Origin of the sequence: Pseudomonas brassicacearum subsp. neoaurantiaca (genome assembly GCF_013608025.1) — a bacterium.
GTDB lineage: Bacteria > Pseudomonadota > Gammaproteobacteria > Pseudomonadales > Pseudomonadaceae > Aquipseudomonas.
The window spans coordinates 1-22,489 of the sequence record NZ_VDLV01000006.1 but is presented as its reverse complement, the minus strand read 5'-3'; the positions used below and the strand labels follow the sequence as shown (position 1 = coordinate 22,489).

The following is a 22,489-nucleotide window of genomic DNA, read 5'->3' as shown; positions in this document are numbered from 1 at the left end:
AAGCAGCACCTTGGGTTTGCCTGACACACCGAGTCGTCAGGTTGTTTTTGGGGCCGCTTCGCAGCCCAGCGGGAGCAAGCTCCCTCGCCACGGGTCATGGGATTACTTAAGGGTCAAGACCCAAGCCGCAAGCGTCTTGGCCTCTTCTTCCGTCACCGGGTTGGCCGGCATCGGCATCGGTCCCCAGTTGCCTTGGGTGCCTTCCTTGATGTGTTTGGCCAATACGTCCTGGGCTCCGGCGACGCCGGCGTTTTTTGCCGCGACGTCCTTGAGCGCCGGGCCTACCACCTTGGTGTCGATGGAGTGGCAGGCCGCGCACGGCTTGCTCTTGAACAGTGTCGGGCCATCATCGGCCAGGGCCGGCAGGCTATAGGCGGCGGTCAAGGCCAGTGCGATCAGAATAGGCTTCATGGTTTTTCCTCTTATTGATGGGGCTCAATAGATGTCGTGTTGGGTGTTGTAGACGTTGAATTTCCCGGTCGGGGTGATCAGGCGCTTATCCTTGATCACGTCCTTGAGCTTGAGGGTCTTGTCGTCGATCACCACCAGCGCCGACTCGTCTTCCTGGCCGCTCCAGACCGAGAACCAGACTTCATCGCCGGCCTTGTTGTATTCCGGTTGCACCACGCGCAACGCGCCTTTCTTGATACCGGCGTACTCGGCAATCGGCAGCACGGTGTAGCCAGCGTCGAGGTTGTCGATGTTGAACACCGCCACCGATTGGCTGAGCTTGGCGTCCGGGCTGAGGGTGGTGTCGACGTACAGGTGACGGGACTGTGGGTGGGTCTTGATGAACAGCGAACCGCCGCCCTGGCCCTGCAGCGAACCCACTTGTTTCCAGGCGTATTGCGGATGCTTGACCGGGTCGGTGCCGATCAGCGAAACCCCGGCATCGCCCAAGTGGCTGGTGGCCCACACCGGTCCGTAGAGCGGATGGTTGAAGTTGGCGCCACGTCCCGGGTGCGGGGTCTTGCCGACATCCACCAGGGCGGTGAGCTTGCGTTCCTTGGAGTCGATCACCGCGACTTTGTTGGAATTGTTGGCGGCCGTCATGAAGTAGCGATGGCTGCTGTCCCAACCGCCGTCATGCAGGAACGGCGCGGCGTCGATGCTGGTGATGGTGAGGTTCTTGATGTCCTGGTAGTTGACCAGCATCACCTTGCCGGTTTCCTTGACGTTGACGATGAATTCCGGCCATTCGTGGGAGGCGATGATCGCCGCAACGCGAGGTTCGGGGTGGTATTGCTGGGTGTCGACGGTCATGCCGCGAGTGGAAACGATCTGCTTGGGCTCCAGGGTCTCGCCGTCCATGATCGTGAATTGCGGTGGCCAGTACGAACCGGCAATCGTGTACTTGTCTTCGTAGCCCTTGAACTTGGAGGTTTCCACCGAGCGCGCCTCGATGCCCACCTTGATCTCCGCGACCTTGGTCGGCTCTTTCGGCCACAGGTCGATCATGTCGATCTTGGCGTCCCGACCGATCACCAGCAGATAACGCCCGGAGGCTGAAATGCGCGAGATGTGGACCGCGTAACCGGTGTCGATCAGCTTGACGATCTTCTTGGTGTCGCCGTCGATCAAGGCAATCTTGCCGTCGTCGCGCAGGGTTACCGAGAACAGGTTTTGCAAGTTCAGACTGTTCAACTGCTTGGTGGGGCGGTCCTCGGGCTTGACCAGGACTTTCCAGGTCTTGAGGGTCTCGGCCATGCCCCATTCCGGCGGTGTCGGCGGGGTGTGCTGGATGAACTTGGCCATCACCGTGATCTGGTCTTTGGTCAAGGCGTTGGAGGTGCCCCAGTTCGGCATGCCGGCGGCGGAGCCGTAAGTGATCAGCGCCTCCAGGTAGGCCTGGCCGCGCGCCTGGGTGATATCGGGTGTCAGGGGCTTGCCGGTGGCGCCCTTGCGCAGCACGCCGTGGCAGCCGGCGCAGCGTTGGAAGTAGATTTCCTTGGCCGCATCGAAGTCGGCTTGGCTCAGGTCCGGCGCGCCGTCGGTCTTGACCATGCGCGGGCTGTCCTGCGAAGTGGCCTGCGCAGGCGGTTGGTCGGCGAAGACGTAAGGGGAGGCCAGCACTGTACACAGCGCCGTGACCCTCATCGCCCACGATTTTTTGTGGCTGATCAGCATTCCATTTCTCCTCAGGCATGACCCGCGCTGCCCCATAAATGTCATCCGGCGCGCAGATTCTTGGTGCGTTGCAAGGCTATGCCGAGGGCAATGGTTAACCGCTTGACGGCGATCAAGTTTGCCGGCCGCAAGCCTTGCCAGGTTGTCGCAGGGCCTCGTAGTTTGAGTGGCAATCCGCTGTCTGATCAGGCCATTCCATGAACGCAATCCATACCGCGCAACACCCCGACGAACCCTTCTATCAAGCCCAGGACAACGAGCAGGCGCTGTTTGAACAGGCCTGGCATCACGGCATGCCGGTGTTGATCAAGGGGCCGACGGGCTGTGGCAAGACCCGTTTTGTCCAGCACATGGCTCATCGGCTGAAACTGCCCCTGTACACCGTGGCGTGCCACGACGACCTCAGCGCCGCCGACCTGGTCGGCCGTCACCTGATCGGCGCCCAAGGCACCTGGTGGCAGGACGGACCGTTGACCCGGGCGGTGCGCGAGGGCGGCATCTGCTACCTGGACGAAGTGGTCGAGGCGCGCCAGGACACGGCGGTGGTGCTGCACCCGCTGGCGGATGATCGTCGGCAGCTGTACCTGGAACGCACCGGCGAGGTTTTGCAGGCGCCGCCGTCGTTCATGCTGGTGGTGTCGTATAACCCCGGTTACCAGAACTTGCTCAAGGGCATGAAACCGAGCACGCGCCAGCGTTTCGTGGCGATGCGTTTTGGCTACCCGACAGTGGCCGACGAAGAGCGCATCGTTGCCCAAGAGGCCGGCGTCGACATGGCCTTGGCCGCCCAGGTGGTGCGCTTGGGGCAGGCGCTGCGCCGGCTCGATCAGCATGACCTGGAGGAGGTCGCGTCCACCCGTTTGCTGATCTTCACAGCGCGCATGATCGGCGCCGGCATGGACCCGCGCCAGGCCTGCCTGGCGTGCCTGGCCGAACCGTTGAGCGATGACCCGCAAACCGTGGCCGCGCTGATGGATGTGGTCGATGTTCACTTCGGCTGAACATGTGGATGTGGCCCGGCGGTTGCCCGGGGATTTGGCGATGTGGTTCTTCATCCTCGCCGAGCTGTCGGTGTTCGCGCTGCTGATTCTCGCGTTCACCGTCGCCCAGGCGCTGCACCCGCAGATGTTCAGCGAAGGCCGCCAGTTGCTAGACCGTTCCACGGGCCTGGCGATGACCCTCAGCCTGCTGACCGCCGGACTGTTCGCCGCCCTGGCCCTGGAACAAGCCCGGCAAGACCGACCGCGTCGAGCCGCGCTTTTGTTAGGTGGCGCGTTGCTGCTCGCCTGCGGCTACGTGGGAATCAAACTCAGCGAGTATGCCCACCTGCTGGCGAACGGCCTCGGCATGGAACACAACACCTTCTTCACCTTGTACTGGATCCTCACCGCGTTCCATTTCCTCCATGTGCTGCTGGGCATGGTCATCCTCGCATGGCTGGCCGAGGGCTGCCGCCGCCGGCGCTACGGTGCGCAGCAACACAGCGGGCTGGAATCCGGCGTGCTGTATTGGCACATGGTGGACCTGGTCTGGGTGCTGCTGTTCCCGGTGGTCTACATCCTCGATTGAATGGAGGTGCCTATGTCGACGTCCCGTGTCCTGATCATCTGCTGGACGATGCTGGCCGTGCTCAGCACCGCCACCGTTGCCTTAGCCCAGGTCGCTGCCAACGGGCTGGTGGCAATCGCCATCCTTGCAGTCGCCGTGACCAAGGCCTGGCTGATCGCCGACGGCTTCATGGAGCTGCGCCATGCACCGCGCGGGTGGCGGCGGTTGGTGTTGAGCTGGGCGGTGGTGCTGGCGGTGGGGGTTTCGTTTGGGGTTTGAGTCCCTGCGTAAACGCCCGTGGCGAGGGAGCGGGCCCCTCGCTACGAATGTGACACTGGACGAATGTGGGGAGGTTGCTAATTAGGGGAGTGGTTGGTCTGGAATACGGACGTAGGGACCGACCTCTTATTTGTTCTCCGCAGCCAGGCGAATGGCTTGTAGCTTGCGCAGGTCCGGATTATGTGAACCATCGGCCACTACAGTGCCGTCGGGGTAGGTAAATTTAATGAAGCTTCCCACCTTATGAACTTTCGTTCCTTCAGAGGTGACCAGGTAATTGGCATGCAGTATGGGTTCGAAAAATACTTGCCGGGCCTGTAGGGCTTGATACTTAAGGTAGAGACTAGCTTCGCCTGCCAAACTGATGCGCTTTACATATCCGTCTAGGAAATTTTCCTTTAACCATGGGTAGTAATCCTTCTTGATCATTAAGTCACCATCGATCTGGAAGTCTGCTCCTCCCCGTGGAGAGTTGTTTTGATCGAAGATGACCACAATGCCGCCGCCGCCGCCAACAACCACGCTCTCGCCAAAACGAGTCGGGTCGGCATAAACGACACCGAAGGTGACGTTGCTCAAGCGCCATTGGCACGCGCCGCCACCGTCCATAGGCAGCTCGGCTCGATAGAGGTCACCCTGTCCTTGGCGAACAGGCCATATATCAGTTCGCTGATAATCGTCACGTTGATAAGGCTTACCCATTGCCGTGTGGTCGGTGAATGTACAGATGGTGGAACGGTAAATGACCTGCATGGGTCTCGCTGTCAGATCCTTAGGCACTTTCACTGTCACCGTCACTTTTTCGCTGTCCGCCGGTGGCGCCAGGCTGTAGTCCTTGGCGCAGCCGCTGAGACTGACGACCGTTGTCATTATGGCGAGGGGTATTTTCTTGATCATGATCCACTCCTTGGTCGTGTCGACGGACTCAGCTCCAGGTTTTCGTAAAGTAGGTATTCGGGTTGGCCACGGCATCGAAGCGCTGTAACGCCTCGATACCGCCCTCGACCTCCTGTGTGGAGCCCAACGCCTGGGGCAGCAAACCCTGCAAACCCAGGAAGACCCGGTTGCGGTCCCGCTCGTGTTCGTGGATGTGGCTGAAATGCTCGTGCATCTGCTGCTCAAAGCGTTGTCGCTCAAGCTGCTCCTTCATCAAGGGCTCCCGCTCGGGGTTGATCGACTCCAGCAGATGGTTATGCAGGTAGGGTTGATACTCGGACATGAAATGGTTGCCGAGGCCACTCAGTCGGCCCTTCTTGGGGTTGCCGTGGGGTGGGAAATATCGGGCCCGATCACCCGGTCGCAGCGTGCCGATCAGGCCTTCTTGCGCTTGCTTGGCCTGTTGATCGTCCTCAGGACTCAGGCTGGGTACGAGGTAGAACTTGGCCTTTTCATGCAGGGGACGAGCGATGGTGGTGTAGTAAGGCGCGCCGAGCCCATCCTTGTTGCGATAGGCCGGGTATTGCGAGCCACGTTCCTGCAAGTGTTGTTCGGCCCTGAAGAACATGGCGATTTCGCCGTGGTGACAAAAAGGATCGCCATGCTTGAACACCGTGCTGGCTGTTAGCTGGAGCAATGACCAGGTAAATCCCAGGGTCGTGCCCAACGGGCCGTACAAGTCGTACAGGTAATTATCCAGCGCCGCTTCGGGTGGCGCGCTGGGGATGGTGTCGGTGTCGTTGACGTGCCGGAAGTGCCGCAATTCACCCAGGCCTTGAACAGCCTTGAGGGTGAAGGTGCGCGGCATGCCGTAGGTATACAGCAGCGGACTGTGCGCTTTCAGCGAGGCGGCATGAATCAGCCCTAAGGCGCCACCAAGACTATGGCCGCAGATGAACAACTGTTTACCGCCTATAGCTTCAGGAATCTCTTCGCCCAAATCTTCCGCATAAACTCTTCTTGCGACCTCATAGGCATCGCGAAAGCCCAAATGCACGCTCCCTTCCGGCGTCAGGTCCGCACAGGGCACCTTGGGTTCGCAGTTGGCAGCAATTTCCGGCTGGACCGGTCGAAAGGTCACGTCTGTGGCCAGGTCGGTAAACGGGTAGGCCATCTCGGTGCCGCGCCAAGCCACCAGCACCTGGGTTCCATTGATGGCGTAGAACAGTTGCGTGTCTCCTTCCGGGGGGCGCGCCTGACGGGTGTCCAACGCTTCGGCCGTTGTATAGCGCTCATCAAAAGGCACATCACTGACCAGACAAGGCCAATTCTGGCCCTCGTCCCATATCCTCGGCGTACGTGAAAGGTCCAGGCATTGCTGGTCGAAAAATTCCTTGACGGAACCCCGGTCCTGCTCCGGCCATGTGCTGTACGACAAGATGCTCATCAACCCCAGGTTGTAGGCATTGGCGAGGCTGTAATCGGGTTGGTGATGCAGCACCAGCGACCAGGCCCGGAGCGGACAAACCTCCAGCACATGGCGGCGGTCCAGTTGTTCATCGTCGACCGTAAAACCACTGAACGTCCGGTCCGGGAAATGAAAGGCTGGCGGTTGACTGGCGTCGGTCAATGGCGGGGACAGATCGGGGAGCCGATCACACAACTGGCCGATACGCAGGTAGTGGTAGCCATGCCCGGCTTCAATGGCCTGTCGTTCGATTGGAGAAAAACCCGAACGCTGCGGACTGTACAGCGGGGTACGGTCGCCAATTATAGGCCTGTGTGGCTCAGGCCGTTCGGCGCGCAAACGACGGGTTTGCAATTGCCCGGCCAGCGAATTGGCCTCCAGCAACAAGGTGATGGCCAATGGGTGCAAACCCTCGATACGGATCACCCCATCGGCATCGCTGACGCCGACGTATTCGGGAACATAGGCCGTGCGCGTGGCCTCGTTCTGCGCACGGAAGGGCATATTCGCCAAGGGTTCACCTTGTTCGTCCAGCAGTTGGAATTCGATCCAGTGCTGTTTCTGTTTGCCGACGATGATGACTTTGAATGGATTAAGCGTATCCGTACGGTGCCGGGTGTCGTTCATTGATCGTTCCTTGATGGTTTTCCTTCACTGCGAATGGGCGCCTTGCCCAACGGATGCAGTCATTTCCGAAGCGAGCCTGCCCCACCCCAACGCCTTACTCCACCAACACCACCTCGCTTTTACAATTTTGGGAAATTTCCGAAGGATCCATCACTCCACGCTGTAGGCCACAAACCCTCCAAGCCCATTCCCGCCAACAACAACCCACCAAAACCATCGGAGATTCTTGATCGCCATCAAGCGGTTCCGAACCTCTCGCTTCCTAGAATGAGCACGCCAAGCAATGAGGAAGTGACCATGTCAGATACCTTCACCAAAGGCATGGCCAGGAACATTTACTTCGGGGGAAGCATTTTCTTCTTCCTGATATTCCTGGCCCTGACCTACCACACGGAACAGACCTTTCCGGAGCGCAGCAACCAGGCGCAGTTGACGGAGTCGGTGATACGCGGCAAGGGCGTCTGGGAGCGCAACAACTGCATCGGCTGCCACACGCTGCTGGGCGAGGGTGCGTATTTCGCGCCGGAGCTGGGCAACGTCGTGAACCGGCGCGGCGGCGAGGAGGCGTTCAAGCCGTTTCTCCAGGCGTGGATGAAGATGCAGCCGCTGAACGTCCCCGGCCGTCGGGCCATGCCGCAGTTCAACCTGAGCGAGCAGGAGGTCGACGACATCGCCGAGTTCCTCAAGTGGAGCTCGAAGATAAACACCAATGGCTGGCCGCCAAACAAGGAGGGCTGAGAGATGAGAATGGCTAATCCGCATCTGAAATTCGCCTCGCAGGCCGTCGCCAAACCTTATTTCGTGTTTGCCCTGATGCTGTTCCTCGGGCAGGTGCTGTTCGGTTTGATCATGGGCTTGCAATACGTGGTCGGCGATTTCCTGTTCCCGCTGATTCCTTTCAACGTGGCCCGCATGGTCCACACCAACCTGCTGATCGTCTGGCTGCTGTTCGGCTTCATGGGCGCGGCGTACTACCTGATACCGGAGGAGGCCGATCGCGAGCTGCACAGCCCGAAACTGGCGCTGTTGTTGTTCTGGGTGTTCGCCGCCGCCGGTGTGGCGACAATCCTGGGCTACCTCTCGGTGCCTTATGCGACGCTGGCGAAGTACACCGGCAACGACCTGCTGCCGACCATGGGCCGCGAGTTCCTGGAACAGCCGACGATCACCAAGATGGGCATCGTCGTGGTGTGCCTGGGCTTTCTCTACAACATCGGCATGACCATGCTCAAAGGCCGCAAGACCACCGTCAGCATGGTGATGATGACCGGGCTGATCGGCCTGGCGGTGTTCTTCCTGTTCTCCTTCTACAACCCGGAAAACCTCGCCCGCGACAAGTATTACTGGTGGTGGGTGGTGCATCTTTGGGTGGAAGGCGTGTGGGAATTGATCATGGGTTCGATGCTCGCCTTCGTCCTGATCAAGATCACCGGCGTGGACCGCGAAGTGGTGGAGAAATGGCTGTACGTGATCATCGCCATGGCGCTGATCACCGGGATCATCGGCACCGGTCACCACTTCTTCTGGATCGGCGCGCCCGAGGTCTGGTTGTGGGTCGGCTCGATTTTCTCGGCGATGGAACCGCTGCCGTTCCTGGCGATGGTGGTGTTCGCCTTCAGCATGGTGAAAAACCGTCGTCGGCATCACCCGAACCGCGCCGCTACGTTGTGGGCCAAGGGCACCACGGTCACCGCGTTCTTCGGCGCTGGCGTCTGGGGTTTCCTCCATACCCTGGCACCGGTCAACTACTACACCCACGGTTCGCAACTGACCGCGGCCCACGGTCACCTGGCCTTCTACGGCGCCTACGCAATGATCGTGATGACGCTGATCAGCTACGCCATGCCACGCTTGCGCGGCTTGGGTGAGGCGGCGGACGAGCGCTCGCAACGCTTGGAGATCTGGGGCTTCTGGCTGATGACCTTGTCGATGGTGATGATCACTTTGTTCCTCACTGCAGCCGGTATCGTCCAGGTCTGGCTACAACGCTGGATGACGGATGGCAGTGCCTTGCCGTTCATGGCGACGATGGATCATTTGAAGCCGCTGTTCTGGGCGCGACTGGTCAGCGGCGTCGGGTTCCTGGCCGGGTTGCTCTGCTACCTGCTGAGCTTCCGCCAGCGTGGGCGTGCAGCGCTGCGGGCACCGGCGGCGGTGGTGCCTTCATGAGAGAACACCACTGAATCTGTGGCGAGAGAGCTTTTGTGGCGAGGGAGCTTGCTCCCGCTGGGCCGGTCCGACGCCTCGGGCGCAGCAGACCCTTTTTTGTGGGCGCTTCGCACCCAAGCGGGAGCAAGCTCCCTCGCCACGAAGAGCAGTACAAATCAGTCCCTTCACTGCAACGGGTTGATAGGAGAGTGACCATGGCATTCACCCTCGAGCTGGAAGAATGGGTCGGCAGTGTCTGGCACCGTTTCATTACCCGCCGGGCCAGTGCCGATTTCCCCGAGGCACGGGTCGAGCTGGTTCCCCGGCAACGCTCGCTGCAGGTGCTGTTTCGCGCCACGGGCGGTGCCCGACACCTGGGCGTCGAAGCGGTCAGTGACCGCGACCTACTGCTGCGGCGCAACCTGTTGCAGCAGATCGCCGGTACCTGCAAGCAAGTACCGCTGGCCTGCTGCGATGGCGACAACCTGCGGCTGCCGGCAAGCCTGGCGGCGTTTCCCGATGTTGGGCTCAACGAAGAACTGTATCGCTGGCTGGCGTTGCTGGCCGCGCAGTCGGGGCCGATGCGGCATTGGGGGCGGGACAACCAGCGCTGGACTTTGGCCGTGTTGAAACGCTACCCGGCGCTACACCCTCGCTACCGGCGACTGGTGGAGGCGCACCTGTCCTTGCGCCCTGACGCTGACTCACTGAATCCCGCCGAAGCCGCCCTGGAGCGGGCGTTGTGCCAAGCCTTGCGCGAGCCGGGCAGTGTCGAGCATTTTCCCCGCAGCGAACGGGCGGCCTGGCCGTTGCCGTTGTGGCTGTATCCGCCTCAGCATTTGAACAATCCCCAGGCGGCGGACCTGGAAGAATCCGAGCAATACCTGGCGACGCCGCCGGGTGAACAGCAGGGCGGCCGCAAGCGCGCCGAACGCATCGACGACACCACGCGCGACGGTGGCCTGCTGATCGTGCGCCTGGAAAACCTGTTCAGTTGGACCGAGCACGTGGACCTCGATCGCTGGTCGGACGACAGCGAAGACCCGGACGCCGCCCGCGTCGCTGAGGACCTCGATCAACTGACCCTTTCCCGTACGCGCCTGCGCAAGGGTGGTGGCTTGAAGTTGCACCTGGATTTGCCGCCGGCGGATGTCGATGACGTGCCGCTTGGCGAAGGCGTTCGGCTGCCGGAGTGGGACTACCGCAAGCAGCGCCTGCAGGACGATTTCGTCTGCGTGCAGACGTTTATTCCTCGCGATTGTGAGCCCCAACCATTGCCGTTGCGCCTGCGAGGCCCTGCCCAGCGCCTGCGTCGCCAGTTCGAACACTTGCGCAACGATCGCCAATGGCTGCGCCAGCAGACCCAGGGCAGCGAACTGGATTTGCAGGCGTGGCTGGATTTCCACGTCGAGCGCCAACACGGTCAATGCAGCGAACGTGGACTGTTCATGGACCAGCGCCAGACACGCCGCGACCTGGCCTGCCTGCTGCTGGCCGACCTGTCGATGTCCACCGACGCCCACCTCAACGACGAACACCGGGTGATCGATGTGATTCGCGACAGCCTGTTGCTGTTCGGTGAAACCTTGTTGGTGCTGGGGGATGATTTTGCCCTGTACGGGTTTTCCTCCCTGCGCCGGCAGAACGTGCGGATGCATGAACTCAAGGCCTTCAACCAGCGCTACGACGACCAGACCCGGGGCCGGATCCAGGGGCTCAAGCCCGGTTACTACACGCGCATGGGCGCGGCGATCCGCCAGGCTACCCAGCGCATGGCGGGGTGCAAGCGGCGGCGCAAACTGTTGCTGTTGATCAGTGACGGCAAGCCCAATGACCTGGACCTCTATGAAGGTCGCTACGGGGTCGAGGACACGCGCCAGGCGGTGCTGGAGGCCCGACGCCAGGGGTTGACGCCGTTCTGCATCACCATCGACCGGGAAGCGGGGGATTATCTGCCGTACATGTTTGGCGCCAACGGCTACACGCTGATTCGCCAGCCCGAGCAACTGCCGCTGCGGTTACCGCAGTTGTATCGGCAGTTGACTCAGGATTGAGCGTTCAGGCGATGCTGCGCGGCAGCCAGAAGAACATGACGATGCAGAAGATCGTCAAGCCGACGCAGAACCAGGTGAAGCGCCGCAACCGGCGCTCACCGGCCAGCGCCGCTTCAGCCGGCAGGGGCATGCCGCATCGGCGGCACTCGGTTTGGTTGACGGGGTTGGCATGCTGGCAATACAGGCAAGTGGGCTGCGCGATCATTCGAACTGCTCCAGGCGCAGGCGATCGAGAATGGCGATCTGGCGACCGTCCTGGGTGATGATCTTTTCATCGATCAGGCGCCGGATGATCCGCGAAAACGTTTCCGGCTGGATGGACAGATGCCCGGCGATCAACTGCTTGGCCATCGGCAATTCGAACTGGCTGTCGACGGTTTGTAGGCGCACCAGTTGCGTCAGCAGGTAGCGCACCACGCGGTGGGTGGCGTTCTTCAGCGATAGGGTTTCGATCTCGTTGACCCGCTGGTGCAAACGCACGCAGAGCTTGCCGAGCAGGGCGAAGGTCAGCCGGCTGTTGCTTTGCAGTAGGCGCATATAGGTGGCGTTGGACAAGCGATACAACTGGGTCGGGCCAACCGCTTCGGCAGACGCAACGTAGTTGGGCGTGTCCATCAGCATCATGGCTTCAGCGAACGTCTGGCGTTCGCCAATCACCTCGAAGACTTTCTCCTGGCCGTCCGGGGTCAACCGGAAGATCTTCACCGCCCCGGAGATTACAAAGTAGAACGCCTGCGCCGGTTCGCCCTGACGAAACAGCGGATCGCCTTTGTCGATGCTCAGTAGTTGGCTGTGGCTCATCAACTCGTCGAGCTGTTCTTCGTTCAGCGGCTCGAAGAGATGATGGCTGCGCAAAATCTGATGATGGACGCGGTGGAGCACCATGGCGTGGATCCTTGTGATAGCGAAGAAGTGATCGGGGTCAGACCAGGCTCAGGGAAAGGCCGCTGGCAAGCGCCACGACGCAGGAGAGGACGACGAACCAGGTGAGCGGCAGGACGACGGATTTCATGGATGACCCCGGAAGTAGAAGGTGATGCCGTGCTTGAGCAAGAGCCGGGCCATGGCTGGAGGTGTTGATAGATGGGACGTCAGGGCCGGTGAGGGTAAAAATGACCCTTGGCTGTCAGGGTATCAATCACCACGATAGGGTGCTAAACACCATACCCTGTGGGAGCGAGCTTGCTCGCGATGGCGGTAGGTCAGGCGGCATTGATGTCGGATGCAAGACCGCTATCGCGAGCAAGCTCGCTCCCACAGGGGAGCCGCGGTGAAAACAAACCCGAGGCCAACACAGGACCCGTTTGGCACGTGGCGTTGCGACCGGGTTCGGCAAGCCCCTTGCAAGTCCCCTGAGCGAAGCATGCGGTTGCCGATGCGCCGGCTTGATCTGAGACAAGGCCCGTGCGCGTCGATAGTCGATCATTCGAACCTGGGTTTGTCGCACCTCGCTGGCGTTTCAGCGGGGGCTGAGGAGTGGTGTATGCAAGTGCTTGACCGTCGCAAGGCCATGGCGATTCCACCGTTGTGGCGCCTGGCGTTCCGGCCGTTCTTCCTGGGCGGCTGCGTGCTCGCGCTGCTGGTGGTGCCGCTGTGGCTGGCGGTGTTCAGCGGGCGGCTGTCGGCTTGGCAACCGGCCGGGGGTTGGCTGGCCTGGCACCGTCATGAATTGCTGTTCGGTTTCGGCCTGGCCATCATCGCCGGGTTCCTGCTGACGGCGGTGCAGACCTGGACGGGTACGCCGGGGCTCAGCGGCAAGCGGTTGGCGGCCCTGGCGTTGGTGTGGCTGGGGGCGCGATTGGCCTGGTTGGTTGATGCACCGTTGCCCTTGCTAACGGCCCTTGAGCTGGCTTTCGCCTTGGGCGTCGCCGCGTTGATGGGCTTGACGTTGTGGCGTGTGCGGCAGAAGCGCAATTACCCGATTGTGCTGGTGTTGCTGCTGTTGGCGGCTGCCGATGGCTTATCCGTGTACGGCCTGGTCCAGCACAACGAGGGCTTGCAGCGCCAGAGTGTGCTCACCGGCCTGTGGCTAGTGGCGGCCATGATGGGGTTGATCGGTGGGCGGGTCATTCCGTTCTTCACCCAGCGCGGCCTCGGTCGCGTGGACGGCGTGGCGCCGTGGCCGTGGCTCGATCGCCTGTTGCTAGCGGGTTCGGCGCTGGTGGCGTTGTTGTATGCCTTCGGTCCGGCATTGGCGCCCAGCGTCTGGATTGGCCTGTTGTTCGCAGCATTGGCGGTGGGCCATGGGATCCGGCTGGTGCGTTGGTATGACCGGGACCTGTGGCGGGTGTCGCTGCTGTGGTCGCTGCACCTGGCCTACGCTTGGCTGGCGGTGGCGTGCCTGGGCATGGCGCTGTGGCACTTCGGCGTGCCGGTGAATCCGAGCCTGGCGGTCCACAGCTTGACCATCGGCGCCATGGCCGGGTTGATCCTGGCGATGATCGCCCGCGTCAGCCTGGGCCACACCGGGCGCCCCCTCGAACCGCCGGCGGGCATGACCCTGGCATTTATCCTTTTGAACCTGGCGTGCCTGAGCCGCGTCCTGTTGGTGCTGCTGTTGCCGTTCGCCGCGCTGTGGCTGGCGGGAGTGTGCTGGACGTTGGCGTTCGGTCTCTACGCCTGGCGCTATGGGCCGATGCTGCTGAAGAGCCGGGTGGATGGGCATCCAGGATGAGCCGACTGGGCGGAGGAATTCGATAATGTATGGGGTCTTGCTGGTCACGCACCTGTTGGCGGCCATTGCCTTCATTGGCACGCTGTTCTTCGAGGTGTTCATCTGGCATGCCGCCCGTCGACCTTTGTCGCAGACGGTCCGGGACGGGGCAGATCAGGCGATTGCCCAACGCTCGCGACGGGTACTTCACGGCGTGGTGCTGGTGCTCTATGGCGCCGGCATCGCCCTGGCCTGGCAGCATCGCGGCGCATTGAGCCAGCCGTTCAGCAACAGCTTCGGGCTGTTGTTGAGCTTGAAGATTGTATTGGCCCTGAGCATCGTCGGGCATTACGTCTGGCTGGCGTACTGGCTCAAGCGTGGTCGGCTGACACCGCGCCGGGCCTGCTGGCTGCGGCGCAGTATCCTTGGGCATATGGTGGTGATCGTGGTGTTGGCGAAGGCGATGTTCTATTGGCAGTTCTAGAGTTCGAGAGAACACCGCCGAACCCTTGTGGGAGCGAGCTTGCTCGCGATAGCGGTGGATCAGTCAACTCAGGGCTGCCTGACCTGATGCCATCGCGAGCAAGCTCGCTCCCACAGAGAGATGATGCAGTGGCTGGATAATTAGTTTGCAGGCTTCATCGCATTGACGAACAACACATTGTTTTCCAGGTGGATGTGCTGCATCAGGTCATCGCGAAACTCCACCAGCCCGCGATACAGGGCGCGCCAGGTGTTGCAGGCGTCGGCGGGCGGGGTGATCTGGTCGGTCAGGGCGAGCAGGGTTTCCAGTGCTTCACCATGCTGGTCGTGTTCATAGCGCAGCACCTGGATCGGCGCCGAGGCGCGTTCCCCCAGGCCGCGTTGCAGCATCGGGAACAACACCTGTTCTTCCTTGAGCATGTGGCCTTCGAGTTCCTGGTACATGTCCTGCAGATGATCGGCCAGGCCGTTGGGGCAACTGGCGCGGGCGCCATGCACGGTTTCGACACGCCGGGCCAGGCGGATCAGTTCCGGCAGTTGTTCGCGATGGCGGGCGTGGTAGCGTTCGAGGATGTGGCTGATCAACAGCGCCTGGGGTTCATCGCGCCAGTCGTGGCCGCGCTCGCCGGCGGCTTGCAGGGTGCGCAGGGCATCGGCGATCAGCAGCGGGTTCAGGCCCTTGCTCAGCGCCGCTTCGCGCAAGGACTTTTGCCCGCCGCAACAGAAGTCGAGGCTGTAGTGATGGAAGGTACGGGTAGCACCGGGAATGTCGCAGGCCAGTTGGCCGAGGCTTTGTTCCAGCAGGTCGAGGCTCATCATGTTTCCTTGGGTTGAATCCCGGGAGGGACAGATGACCGCTCACGTTGCAGCCGACGTGCCAGATTCAACCCATTGAAAAACAAGCGATAAAATTTTGGCAGGGTGATTGTCACCCTGACCGTGAAGGGTCAAACGAACCCTGGAGGGTCATCACTACCATGCTGCGTGAAAGCCTGGCCGCCGACCTGATCGTCGAGCTGCCCAATGCGGTGCGATTGCAGCGCCTGGTGCAGACCCTGCGCGAATACTTCAACAGCGGCGCCGTCGGTTTGCTGCGCCTGGACGAGGACAGCCTCCGGCCGGTGGCGACCGTTGGCCTGGTCCACGAAGCACTGGGCCGGCGCTTTGTGATTGCCCAGCACCCGCGCCTGGCGGCAATCATGGCGTCGCGCGAGCCGACCTGGTTCGAGCCGGACAGTCGTTTGCCGGATCCGTATGACGGCTTGCTCGTTCATCACGTCGGCGAGCCGCTGCCGGTGCACGACTGCATGGGCGTGAGCCTGTATGTGGAAGGTCAGCTCTGGGGGGCGATCACCCTGGATGCGCTGCACGCCGGCACGTTCGACAGTCGCGCCCGGGAAGAGCTCAAGCGCTGCACCTTACAGATCGAGGCGGCGGTGCGCGTCACTCGGTTGGAGCAGGAGAACCGTAGCCTGCGGGCGTCGCGCAGTGACCCGGCGGACCTGCGCCTGCCGACCGAAGAGAGTGAAATCCTTGGCCGCAGCGAAGGACTGCAGCAATTGCTCAACGAGCTGGACGTACTGGCCGACTCGGAACTGCCGGTGTTGCTGCTGGGGGAAACCGGCGTGGGCAAGGAATTGTTCGCCCGGCGGCTGCACCGCCTCTCGCGGCGCGGGCATAAGCCGCTGGTGCAGGTCAATTGCGCGGCGTTGCCCGAGTCCCTGGCCGAAAGCGAATTGTTCGGCCACGTCAAAGGCGCGTTTTCCGGGGCAACCACCGACCGCGCCGGGCGCTTCGACGCGGCCAATGGCGGCACGTTGTTCCTTGATGAAGTCGGCGAGTTGCCGTTGAGCGTGCAGGCCAAGTTGCTGCGGACCTTGCAGAACGGCGAGATCCAGCGACTGGGGGCGGACAAGCCGCTGCACGTCGACGTGCGGATCATCGCCGCCACCAACCGGCACTTGCCCGACAGCATTCGCGAAGGGCTGTTTCGCGCTGACCTGTATCACCGGCTGTCGGTCTACCCGGTGCCGATCCCACCGCTGCGCGAACGCGGCCACGACGTGTTGATGCTGGCCGGGCATTTCCTCGAACTGAACCGCACGCGACTGGGCTTGCGTGGCTTGCGCCTGTCGCCGGCGGCCGAACAGGCGTTGTTGGCGTATAGCTGGCCGGGGAACGTGCGGGAGCTGGAGCATGTCATCAGTCGCGCGGCGCTGAAGGCGCTGAGCCGTGGCGCCAATCGCGGGGTGATCATGACCCTCGAGCCGCAGGTGCTGGATCTGGACGTCAGTGCCAGCGCAGCCGCCATCGATACGCAAGAAGAAAGGGTGGACGCGCCGTTGCGGCCCCTGAGCGTCACGGTGGATGAATGCCAGCGCCAGGCAATCCTAAAGGCCTTGGAGCGCTGCGCGCAGAATTGGGCGGGGGCGGCGCGGTTGCTGGAGATTGATCCGAGCAATTTGCATAAGTTGGCGCGGCGGTTGGGGCTTAAGTAAAGGCGGTACACCGAGGCGGCTGCATCGCGAGCAAGCTCGCTCCCACAGTTGATCTGCGGTGAACACAGGTCCCCTGTGGGAGCGAGCTTGCTCGCGATGGCGTCCTGGAACCCACCATAGAAGTTGGCATTGACAACGATCAAGGCCACCCACCCCAGCCGACTCCACACTGGCCGAAACCCACAGTGGAGCTCACCGTCATGCCCCTTTCCCTGGCCAACATGCGCCGCCAATACACCCTTGATGGGTTGGACGAAGCCCAGTCGCCAGACGATCCCCTGGCGCTATTCAGCGTTTGGATGCAACAGGCCCGCGAGACCGAAAGCCCTCCGGTTGAAGCCAACGCCATGGCCCTGGCGACCGTGGACGAGCAGGGCCGGCCTCACTGTCGGGTGTTGCTGCTCAAGGGCTTCAGCGCGGACGGTTTTTCGTTCTTCGGTAATTACGAGAGTGGCAAGGGGCGCGACCTGGCGGACAATCCCTGGGCGGCCATGACATTTTTCTGGCCGGCCCTGGAGCGACAGGTGCGCATCGAAGGTCCGGTTCGCAAACTCGATACGGCGCTGTCGGATGCCTACTTCCATTCCCGTTCCGTCGCCAGCCGTCTCGGCGCCTGGGCTTCGCCGCAAAGCCGCCCGTTGGTTGACCGTGCTGCACTGGACGCCATGTTGATGCAAACCGAGCAGCGCTTCACCGATCAACCGGTGCCACGTCCCGAGCATTGGGGTGGTTACTGCCTGCGTCCCGAGCGGGTCGAATTCTGGCAGGGCCGCGCCGATCGTCTGCATGACCGTCTCGATTATCGGCTTGAAGAGGGTGTTTGGCAGCGCAGTCGCCTGGCGCCCTGAATACCAAGGGAGGTACCTCCATGGAGGAATAGGCCCGGCATTGATTGCAGTTCAGGCTGGGCCATCTTTTCTGACAGGACGGCTGACCATGGCCCATCTGACCCAACGCGTTTTCCAGCCGCTGAACATCGCGGTCCTGACCATCAGCGATACCCGCACCTTTGAAACCGATTCATCAGGCCAGACCCTGGCCGACCTGCTGCAAAGCGCCGGTCATAACCTGATCGACCGGGCGCTGGTGAAGGACGACATCTATCAGATCCGCGCACAAGTCTCGCAGTGGATCGCCGATCCCACGGTACAGGTGGTACTGATGACCGGCGGCACCGGTTTCACCGCGCGTGACAACACGCCCCAAGCGGTGGCGCCATTGCTCGACAAGCACGTTGATGGTTTTGGCGAATTGTTCCGTCAGGTGTCGCTGGCGGAAATCGGCATGTCCACCCTGCAATCACGGGCGTTGGCCGGCATGAGCAACGGCGTGCTGGTCGTTTGCTTGCCGGGTTCGCCGGGAGCTTGCCGGACCGGTTGGGAGAAAATTCTCGCCGGGCAACTGGACGGGCGCACCGGGCCGTGCAATTTCACCCCGCATCTCAAGCCTCAGGAAGGCATCGCGCCCACCGCCTGCGAGACGCGCCCATGACCGGCAAGGTGTGCGACAGCGGTGTGTTGACGCCAGTGGACGAGGCGATCCGGCATCTGCTGGACCAGGCGCCGCCGACTCCGCCGGTGCAGCGGGTGGTTCTGGATCAGGCCTTGGCGCGGGTGCTGGCTGCCGACGTCCTGTGCCCGATGAACCTGCCGGCCTGGGACAACAGTGCCATGGACGGCTACGCCTTGCGCGCCGAAGACCTGCCCATGGCGGGCGGTTGTTTGGTGCTGGCCGGGCGGATCGCGGCGGGCGATGGGCCGGGCGAGCCGCTGCCGGCGGGGCGGGCGGTACGCATTTTTACCGGCGCGCCGTTGCCGCCGGGCGCCGATACGGTCGTGCCGCAAGAAAGCTGCCGGGTCGAAGGCGAGCGGGTCTGGCTGCCATCGGTCAATCGTGGCGACCACGTTCGCAAGGAAGGCGAGGAGCTGCGCCGGGGCGATCGACTGCTCGGTGCCGGCACGCGCCTGCGCGCCCAGGAGTTGGGATTGCTGGCCGGCGCAGGGATCGATCGGGTGGAAGTCTTTCGTCCGTTGCAGGTAGGTTTGCTCAGCAGTGGCGATGAACTACGCGAACCGGGCGAGCCATTGGCGCCGGGGCAGATCTACAACAGCAATCGCCACAGCCTCGCCGCGTTGTTGCGTGGCTGGGGCCTGGAAGTCCATGACTTCGGCGTCATGCCCGACCAGCTGTTGGCCAGTCGCCAAGCGTTGCGCCTGGCCGCGGCCGAATGCGATGTGCTGATCACCTCCGGCGGTGTCTCGGTGGGTGAGGAGGATCACCTCAAGCACGCCATCGAAGCCTTGGGCAGCATCGACCTGTGGCGCCTGGCGATCCAGCCGGGCAAGCCCCTGGCGTTCGGCGATGTGGAGGGCAAGCCGTGGATCGGCCTGCCAGGCAATCCTTCGGCGGCGTTGATTACCGCGTTGATCGTCGTTCGGCCATTCCTGTTCCGGGCCCAGGGCGTGCGGGACGTATTGCCTGCGCCGCTGCAAGTGCCCGCCGGGTTCGACTGGTTGAAGCGCAACCGTCGTCGGCAATACCTGAGGGCCCGATTGGTCGCGGGCGTTGACGGGCAGCTGTGCATTGAACTGCACCCGCAGCAAAGCTCGGCGATGCTGACGGCAGCCTGTTGGGCCGACGGCCTGGCGGTAGTGGAGCGCGAGACGCAAGTGCACAAGCACGACCCGGTGATGTATCTGCCATTCGCGAACCTGATGCATTGATGGCAATTGACTGCCGTCAAGGTCGCCGCCGGTTGGCTGGCTAGACTGGCGGCGCCCTTAGTTTCCTCACGAGGATGCCCCATGCAACTGGTTTGCCCGGCAGGGAATCTGCCAGCCCTCAAAGCGGCGGTGCGCCAAGGCGCCGATGCCGTCTATGTCGGCTTTCGCGATGACACCAACGCCCGGCACTTCGCCGGGCTGAACATGGACGACAAACAGTTCGACGCAGCGGTCGCCTACATCCGCCAGCACCAACGCAAACTCTACGTGGCGGTCAACACCTACCCGCAACCCAAGGGCTGGGAGCGCTGGCAGCGGGCGGTGGACCGCGCGGCCGATTTCGGCGTGGATGCGCTGATCGCCGCCGACCCCGGCGTACTCAGCTACGCCAGCCAGCGCCATCCTCGTTTGGCGTTGCACCTTTCCGTACAAGGCTCGGCCACCCACGCGGCGGCGCTGGCGTTCTACGCGCAGCGCTATGACATTCGTCGTGCCGTGCTGCCGCGCGTGTTATCCCTGGCCCAGGTCCGACAGGTGGCCGCCGGCAGCCCGGTGCCGATCGAAGTCTTCGGTTTCGGCAGCCTGTGCATCATGGCCGAGGGCCGTTGTCACTTGTCTTCGTACATCACGGGCGAGTCGCCGAACCTCTGCGGCGTCTGCTCCCCGGCCAAGGCGGTGCGCTGGAGCGAGGACGCCGATGGCTTGAGCGCTCGCCTGAGCGAAGTGCTGATCGACCGCTACACCCCAGAAGAACCGGCCGGCTATCCGACCCTGTGCAAAGGTCGCTTCCTGGTGGGCGGCAAGCGCTTCCACGCCCTCGAAGAACCCACCAGCCTCGACACCCTCGACCTGTTGCCGGAACTGGCGGCCATCGGCGTCGAAGCGGTGAAGATCGAAGGTCGCCAGCGCAGCCCGGCGTACGTCGAGCAAGTCACCCGGGTCTGGCGCGCCGCGCTGGATGCACACCACGCCGCGCCCCAGCGTTTCCGCGTGCGCGAAGAATGGCGCCAGGTGCTGGCCGGTCTGTCCGAAGGCAGCCAGACCACCCTGGGCGCCTACCATCGATCATGGCAATGAGGGAGGCCTGATGAAACTCAGCCTGGGACCCGTCCTGTTTTATTGGGACAAAGCGCAACTGGGAAATTTCTACGCCGAGATGTCGGCCTTGCCGCTCGACATGATCTACCTGGGGGAAACCGTCTGCTCGAAGCGCCGGGCGTTCTCCCTGGATCAATGGCTGGGCTTGGGGCGCGAGCTGCAAGCGTGCAGCCAGGCGCAAATCGTGTTGTCGAGCCTGACGCTGATCGAAGCGGCGTCGGAACTGTCCTCGCTGCGCCGTCTGTGTGACAACGGCGATTTGTTGGTGGAGGCCAATGACATGGGCGCGGTGCAGTTCATGGCCGAACGCAAACTGCCTTTTATCGGTGGTCCGGCGCTGAACCTGTACAACGGCCACGCCCTGGGGCAACTGCTCGACAGCGGCATGATTCGCTGGGTGCCGCCGGTTGAATGCTCGGCGGCACTGATCGCCGATGTGCTGGAGCAAGTGCGGGAGATGGACCGTGACCTGCCGGAAGTGGAAATCTTCGCCTACGGTCACTTGCCCTTGGCCTATTCGGCACGTTGCTTTACCGCCCGCGCCGAAAACCGGCCCAAGGACGACTGCCAGTTCTGTTGCATCAACTACCCCGACGGCCTGGCATTGAGCAGCCAGGAAGGGCAGCAACTGTTCACCCTCAACGGTATCCAGACGATGTCGGGCGAGGTGACGAACCTGCTCGCCGATTACCACGCGCTGACCGCTTGCGGCGCCGACGTGCTGCGCCTCAGCCCGCGCGCCCAAGGCATGGCCGACGTGGTCATGGCCTTCGACAAGGTCCGCCAGGGCGAGGCACCGCCGCTGTTCGTGGACGGTTGCAACGGTTATTGGCATGGCCACGCTGGCATGTTGAAAGTAGAGGAGGCGGGCCTGTGTTGAGTCCGAAGAAATGGCTGCTCAAAGGCGCCGACCGGGTGCTGCCACTGGTGGGCAAGGTGCCGTTCGTGGTGCAGCGGCTGGCCTTGCAACAGGCGCTCAACCGCTGCCTGGCCGAGCCGCTGCGCGATGGCGGGTTCGAGGTACTGCGCGACCGCTGGCTGTGTCTTCGGGTGCTTGACCTGAAGTTGTGCTGGTACCTGACCTTGGCGCGGGATGGATTGCGCATTGCCGAACGGGCCGAGGCCCAGGTGAGTATCAGCGGCAACTGGCGGGAGTTTCTCTTGCTCGCCAGCCGTCAGGAAGATCCGGACACGTTGTTCTTTCGTCGGCGGTTGGTGATTGAAGGGGATACTGAGTTGGGGCTGGCGTTGAAGAACTTGATCGACAGTCTTGATCCGGATGTACTGCCGCCGTGGCTCTGGCGCAATCTGGAACGGGCGGGCAAAGGGCTGGCGACCGTGTGATGAAAGCCTCTGACGCGCTTCCCTTGGTGTATTCGTGTTCCGGTTGCTCGAACGTGGCGCAACTGGCCAATACCGTTGCGTTGCGCCTGGACCGTGCGGGCCTGGCGGAGATGTCTTGCATCGTCGGGGTGGGCGGGCAGGTGCCGCCGCTGGTCAACAAGGCGCGTTCGGGGCGGCGGATCGTTGCGTTGGATGGCTGTCCGTTGCAGTGCGTGCAGGCTTGTTTGCGGTTGCATGATCTGACGGCGGATGTGCATTTGATCCTGAGCCAGCTGGGGTTGCGCAAGCGGGTTGGGGTTGATTGCGGTGAGCCTGAGATCGAGCGGGTGTTTTCGCGGGTGGTTGGGTTGATGGAGGTGGGGTGTGGGTAGCCGTTTCTTCGGTAGCGGCGGTTTTGGTGTGTATCTATTTCTGTGGTAGTGGTGGGTTGGTGTGTATATCCATTTCTGCGGTAATGGTGGATTGGTGTGTATATCCATTTCTGCGGTAACGGCCGCTTAGGGTTCCGCTCTTACAGCGGGTCACTTTTGAACAGCGCAAAAGTAACCAAAACGCTTTTGCCC

General features: G+C 62.4%; 23 protein-coding genes. 16 read left to right on the top strand and 7 right to left on the bottom strand.

Annotated features, from left to right (window positions below):
- Window positions 1–102 precede the first annotated feature (102 nt).
- Both FHK92_RS04540 and nirS read right to left on the bottom strand, forming a co-directional pair.
- Window positions 103–411, bottom strand: coding sequence for a c-type cytochrome (locus FHK92_RS04540; RefSeq protein ID WP_030137677.1), 309 nt, complete (start codon window positions 409–411; stop codon window positions 103–105).
- Window positions 412–435: 24 nt separating this feature from the next.
- Window positions 436–2,127: a nitrite reductase gene (gene nirS, locus FHK92_RS04535; protein ID WP_181287017.1), complete on the bottom strand. Its 1,692-nt coding sequence runs from the start codon at window positions 2,125–2,127 to the stop codon at window positions 436–438.
- A gap of 197 nt (window positions 2,128–2,324) precedes the next feature.
- Between nirS and FHK92_RS04530 the strand changes: the two genes are divergently transcribed.
- The 3 genes from FHK92_RS04530 to FHK92_RS04520 are packed head-to-tail and all read left to right on the top strand — an operon-like array spanning window position 2,325 to window position 3,954.
- Window positions 2,325–3,128 carry a CbbQ/NirQ/NorQ/GpvN family protein gene (locus FHK92_RS04530; RefSeq protein ID WP_181287016.1) on the top strand — a complete coding sequence of 268 codons (804 nt, stop codon included), beginning with the start codon at window positions 2,325–2,327 and terminating at the stop codon, window positions 3,126–3,128.
- Window positions 3,112–3,696, top strand: a complete 585-nt coding sequence (locus FHK92_RS04525) for a cytochrome c oxidase subunit 3 family protein (protein WP_181287015.1) — start codon at window positions 3,112–3,114, stop codon at window positions 3,694–3,696. The genes FHK92_RS04530 and FHK92_RS04525 overlap by 17 nt, the downstream gene beginning before the upstream one ends.
- A 12-nt stretch (window positions 3,697–3,708) precedes the next feature.
- The gene (locus FHK92_RS04520) at window positions 3,709–3,954 is read left to right on the top strand and encodes a cytochrome C oxidase subunit IV family protein (RefSeq protein WP_181287014.1); all 246 of its coding nucleotides are present in this window, start codon (window positions 3,709–3,711) and stop codon (window positions 3,952–3,954) included.
- Between the two features lie 126 nt (window positions 3,955–4,080).
- Here the strand turns inward: FHK92_RS04520 and FHK92_RS04515 are convergent, their stop codons facing one another.
- Window positions 4,081–4,851, bottom strand: a complete 771-nt coding sequence (locus FHK92_RS04515) for a hypothetical protein (RefSeq protein ID WP_181287013.1) — start codon at window positions 4,849–4,851, stop codon at window positions 4,081–4,083.
- 28 nt (window positions 4,852–4,879) lie between these two features.
- The gene (locus FHK92_RS04510) at window positions 4,880–6,925 is read right to left on the bottom strand and encodes a lipase family protein (protein WP_181287012.1); all 2,046 of its coding nucleotides are present in this window, start codon (window positions 6,923–6,925) and stop codon (window positions 4,880–4,882) included.
- A 297-nt stretch (window positions 6,926–7,222) separates the two neighbouring features.
- Here FHK92_RS04510 and FHK92_RS04505 point away from each other — a divergent pair, with 297 nt between their 5' ends.
- The 3 genes from FHK92_RS04505 (at window position 7,223) to FHK92_RS04495 (ending at window position 11,127) form a co-directional block, all read left to right on the top strand.
- Window positions 7,223–7,663 (top strand): c-type cytochrome, encoded by a 441-nt coding sequence (locus tag FHK92_RS04505; RefSeq protein WP_030137671.1) that lies wholly within the window; start codon window positions 7,223–7,225, stop codon window positions 7,661–7,663.
- A gap of 3 nt (window positions 7,664–7,666) precedes the next feature.
- On the top strand, window positions 7,667–9,094 hold the full coding sequence (locus FHK92_RS04500; RefSeq protein WP_181287011.1) for a cbb3-type cytochrome c oxidase subunit I: 1,428 nt from the start codon (window positions 7,667–7,669) through the stop codon (window positions 9,092–9,094).
- A gap of 194 nt (window positions 9,095–9,288) precedes the next feature.
- Window positions 9,289–11,127, top strand: a complete 1,839-nt coding sequence (locus FHK92_RS04495; protein WP_181287010.1) for a nitric oxide reductase activation protein NorD — start codon at window positions 9,289–9,291, stop codon at window positions 11,125–11,127.
- A 4-nt stretch (window positions 11,128–11,131) separates the two neighbouring features.
- Here FHK92_RS04495 and FHK92_RS04490 read toward each other — a convergent pair whose 3' ends face one another.
- Both FHK92_RS04490 and FHK92_RS04485 read right to left on the bottom strand, forming a co-directional pair.
- Window positions 11,132–11,332 carry a protein DnrP gene (locus tag FHK92_RS04490; protein ID WP_181287009.1) on the bottom strand — a complete coding sequence of 67 codons (201 nt, stop codon included), beginning with the start codon at window positions 11,330–11,332 and terminating at the stop codon, window positions 11,132–11,134.
- A complete protein-coding gene (locus FHK92_RS04485; RefSeq protein ID WP_181287008.1) occupies window positions 11,329–12,012 on the bottom strand; it encodes a Crp/Fnr family transcriptional regulator in 684 nt (227 codons plus the stop codon). Before FHK92_RS04485 ends, FHK92_RS04490 begins: the two co-directional genes overlap by 4 nt.
- Window positions 12,013–12,610: 598 nt before the next feature.
- Between FHK92_RS04485 and FHK92_RS04480 the strand changes: the two genes are divergently transcribed.
- Together FHK92_RS04480 and FHK92_RS04475 are read left to right on the top strand one after the other, a co-directional pair.
- Window positions 12,611–13,801, top strand: coding sequence for an NnrS family protein (locus FHK92_RS04480; protein WP_181287007.1), 1,191 nt, complete (start codon window positions 12,611–12,613; stop codon window positions 13,799–13,801).
- Between the two features lie 25 nt (window positions 13,802–13,826).
- Window positions 13,827–14,264 (top strand): CopD family copper resistance protein, encoded by a 438-nt coding sequence (locus FHK92_RS04475; RefSeq protein WP_181287006.1) that lies wholly within the window; start codon window positions 13,827–13,829, stop codon window positions 14,262–14,264.
- Window positions 14,265–14,404: 140 nt separating this feature from the next.
- Here the strand turns inward: FHK92_RS04475 and ytfE are convergent, their stop codons facing one another.
- Window positions 14,405–15,079 carry an iron-sulfur cluster repair protein YtfE gene (gene ytfE, locus FHK92_RS04470; RefSeq protein ID WP_181287005.1) on the bottom strand — a complete coding sequence of 225 codons (675 nt, stop codon included), beginning with the start codon at window positions 15,077–15,079 and terminating at the stop codon, window positions 14,405–14,407.
- 161 nt (window positions 15,080–15,240) lie between these two features.
- Here ytfE and norR point away from each other — a divergent pair, with 161 nt between their 5' ends.
- The 8 genes from norR (at window position 15,241) to FHK92_RS04430 (ending at window position 22,297) form a co-directional block, all read left to right on the top strand.
- On the top strand, window positions 15,241–16,761 hold the full coding sequence (norR, locus tag FHK92_RS04465) for a nitric oxide reductase transcriptional regulator NorR (RefSeq protein ID WP_181287004.1): 1,521 nt from the start codon (window positions 15,241–15,243) through the stop codon (window positions 16,759–16,761).
- A gap of 200 nt (window positions 16,762–16,961) precedes the next feature.
- Window positions 16,962–17,609, top strand: a complete 648-nt coding sequence (gene pdxH, locus FHK92_RS04460; protein ID WP_181287003.1) for a pyridoxamine 5'-phosphate oxidase — start codon at window positions 16,962–16,964, stop codon at window positions 17,607–17,609.
- Window positions 17,610–17,697: 88 nt separating this feature from the next.
- The gene (moaB, locus tag FHK92_RS04455; protein ID WP_181287002.1) at window positions 17,698–18,252 is read left to right on the top strand and encodes a molybdenum cofactor biosynthesis protein B; all 555 of its coding nucleotides are present in this window, start codon (window positions 17,698–17,700) and stop codon (window positions 18,250–18,252) included.
- Window positions 18,249–19,484, top strand: coding sequence for a molybdopterin molybdotransferase MoeA (locus FHK92_RS04450; RefSeq protein ID WP_181287001.1), 1,236 nt, complete (start codon window positions 18,249–18,251; stop codon window positions 19,482–19,484). Before moaB ends, FHK92_RS04450 begins: the two co-directional genes overlap by 4 nt.
- Before the next feature lie 81 nt (window positions 19,485–19,565).
- Window positions 19,566–20,561, top strand: a complete 996-nt coding sequence (gene ubiU, locus FHK92_RS04445; RefSeq protein WP_181287000.1) for a ubiquinone anaerobic biosynthesis protein UbiU — start codon at window positions 19,566–19,568, stop codon at window positions 20,559–20,561.
- Between the two features lie 10 nt (window positions 20,562–20,571).
- Window positions 20,572–21,462 carry a U32 family peptidase gene (locus FHK92_RS04440; RefSeq protein ID WP_181286999.1) on the top strand — a complete coding sequence of 297 codons (891 nt, stop codon included), beginning with the start codon at window positions 20,572–20,574 and terminating at the stop codon, window positions 21,460–21,462.
- Entirely contained in the window at window positions 21,456–21,926 is a 471-nt protein-coding gene (ubiT, locus tag FHK92_RS04435) for a ubiquinone anaerobic biosynthesis accessory factor UbiT (protein ID WP_181286998.1), read from the top strand. Before FHK92_RS04440 ends, ubiT begins: the two co-directional genes overlap by 7 nt.
- Entirely contained in the window at window positions 21,926–22,297 is a 372-nt protein-coding gene (locus FHK92_RS04430) for a putative zinc-binding protein (RefSeq protein WP_181286997.1), read from the top strand. Before ubiT ends, FHK92_RS04430 begins: the two co-directional genes overlap by 1 nt.
- The last annotated feature ends 192 nt before the right edge of the window (window positions 22,298–22,489 follow it).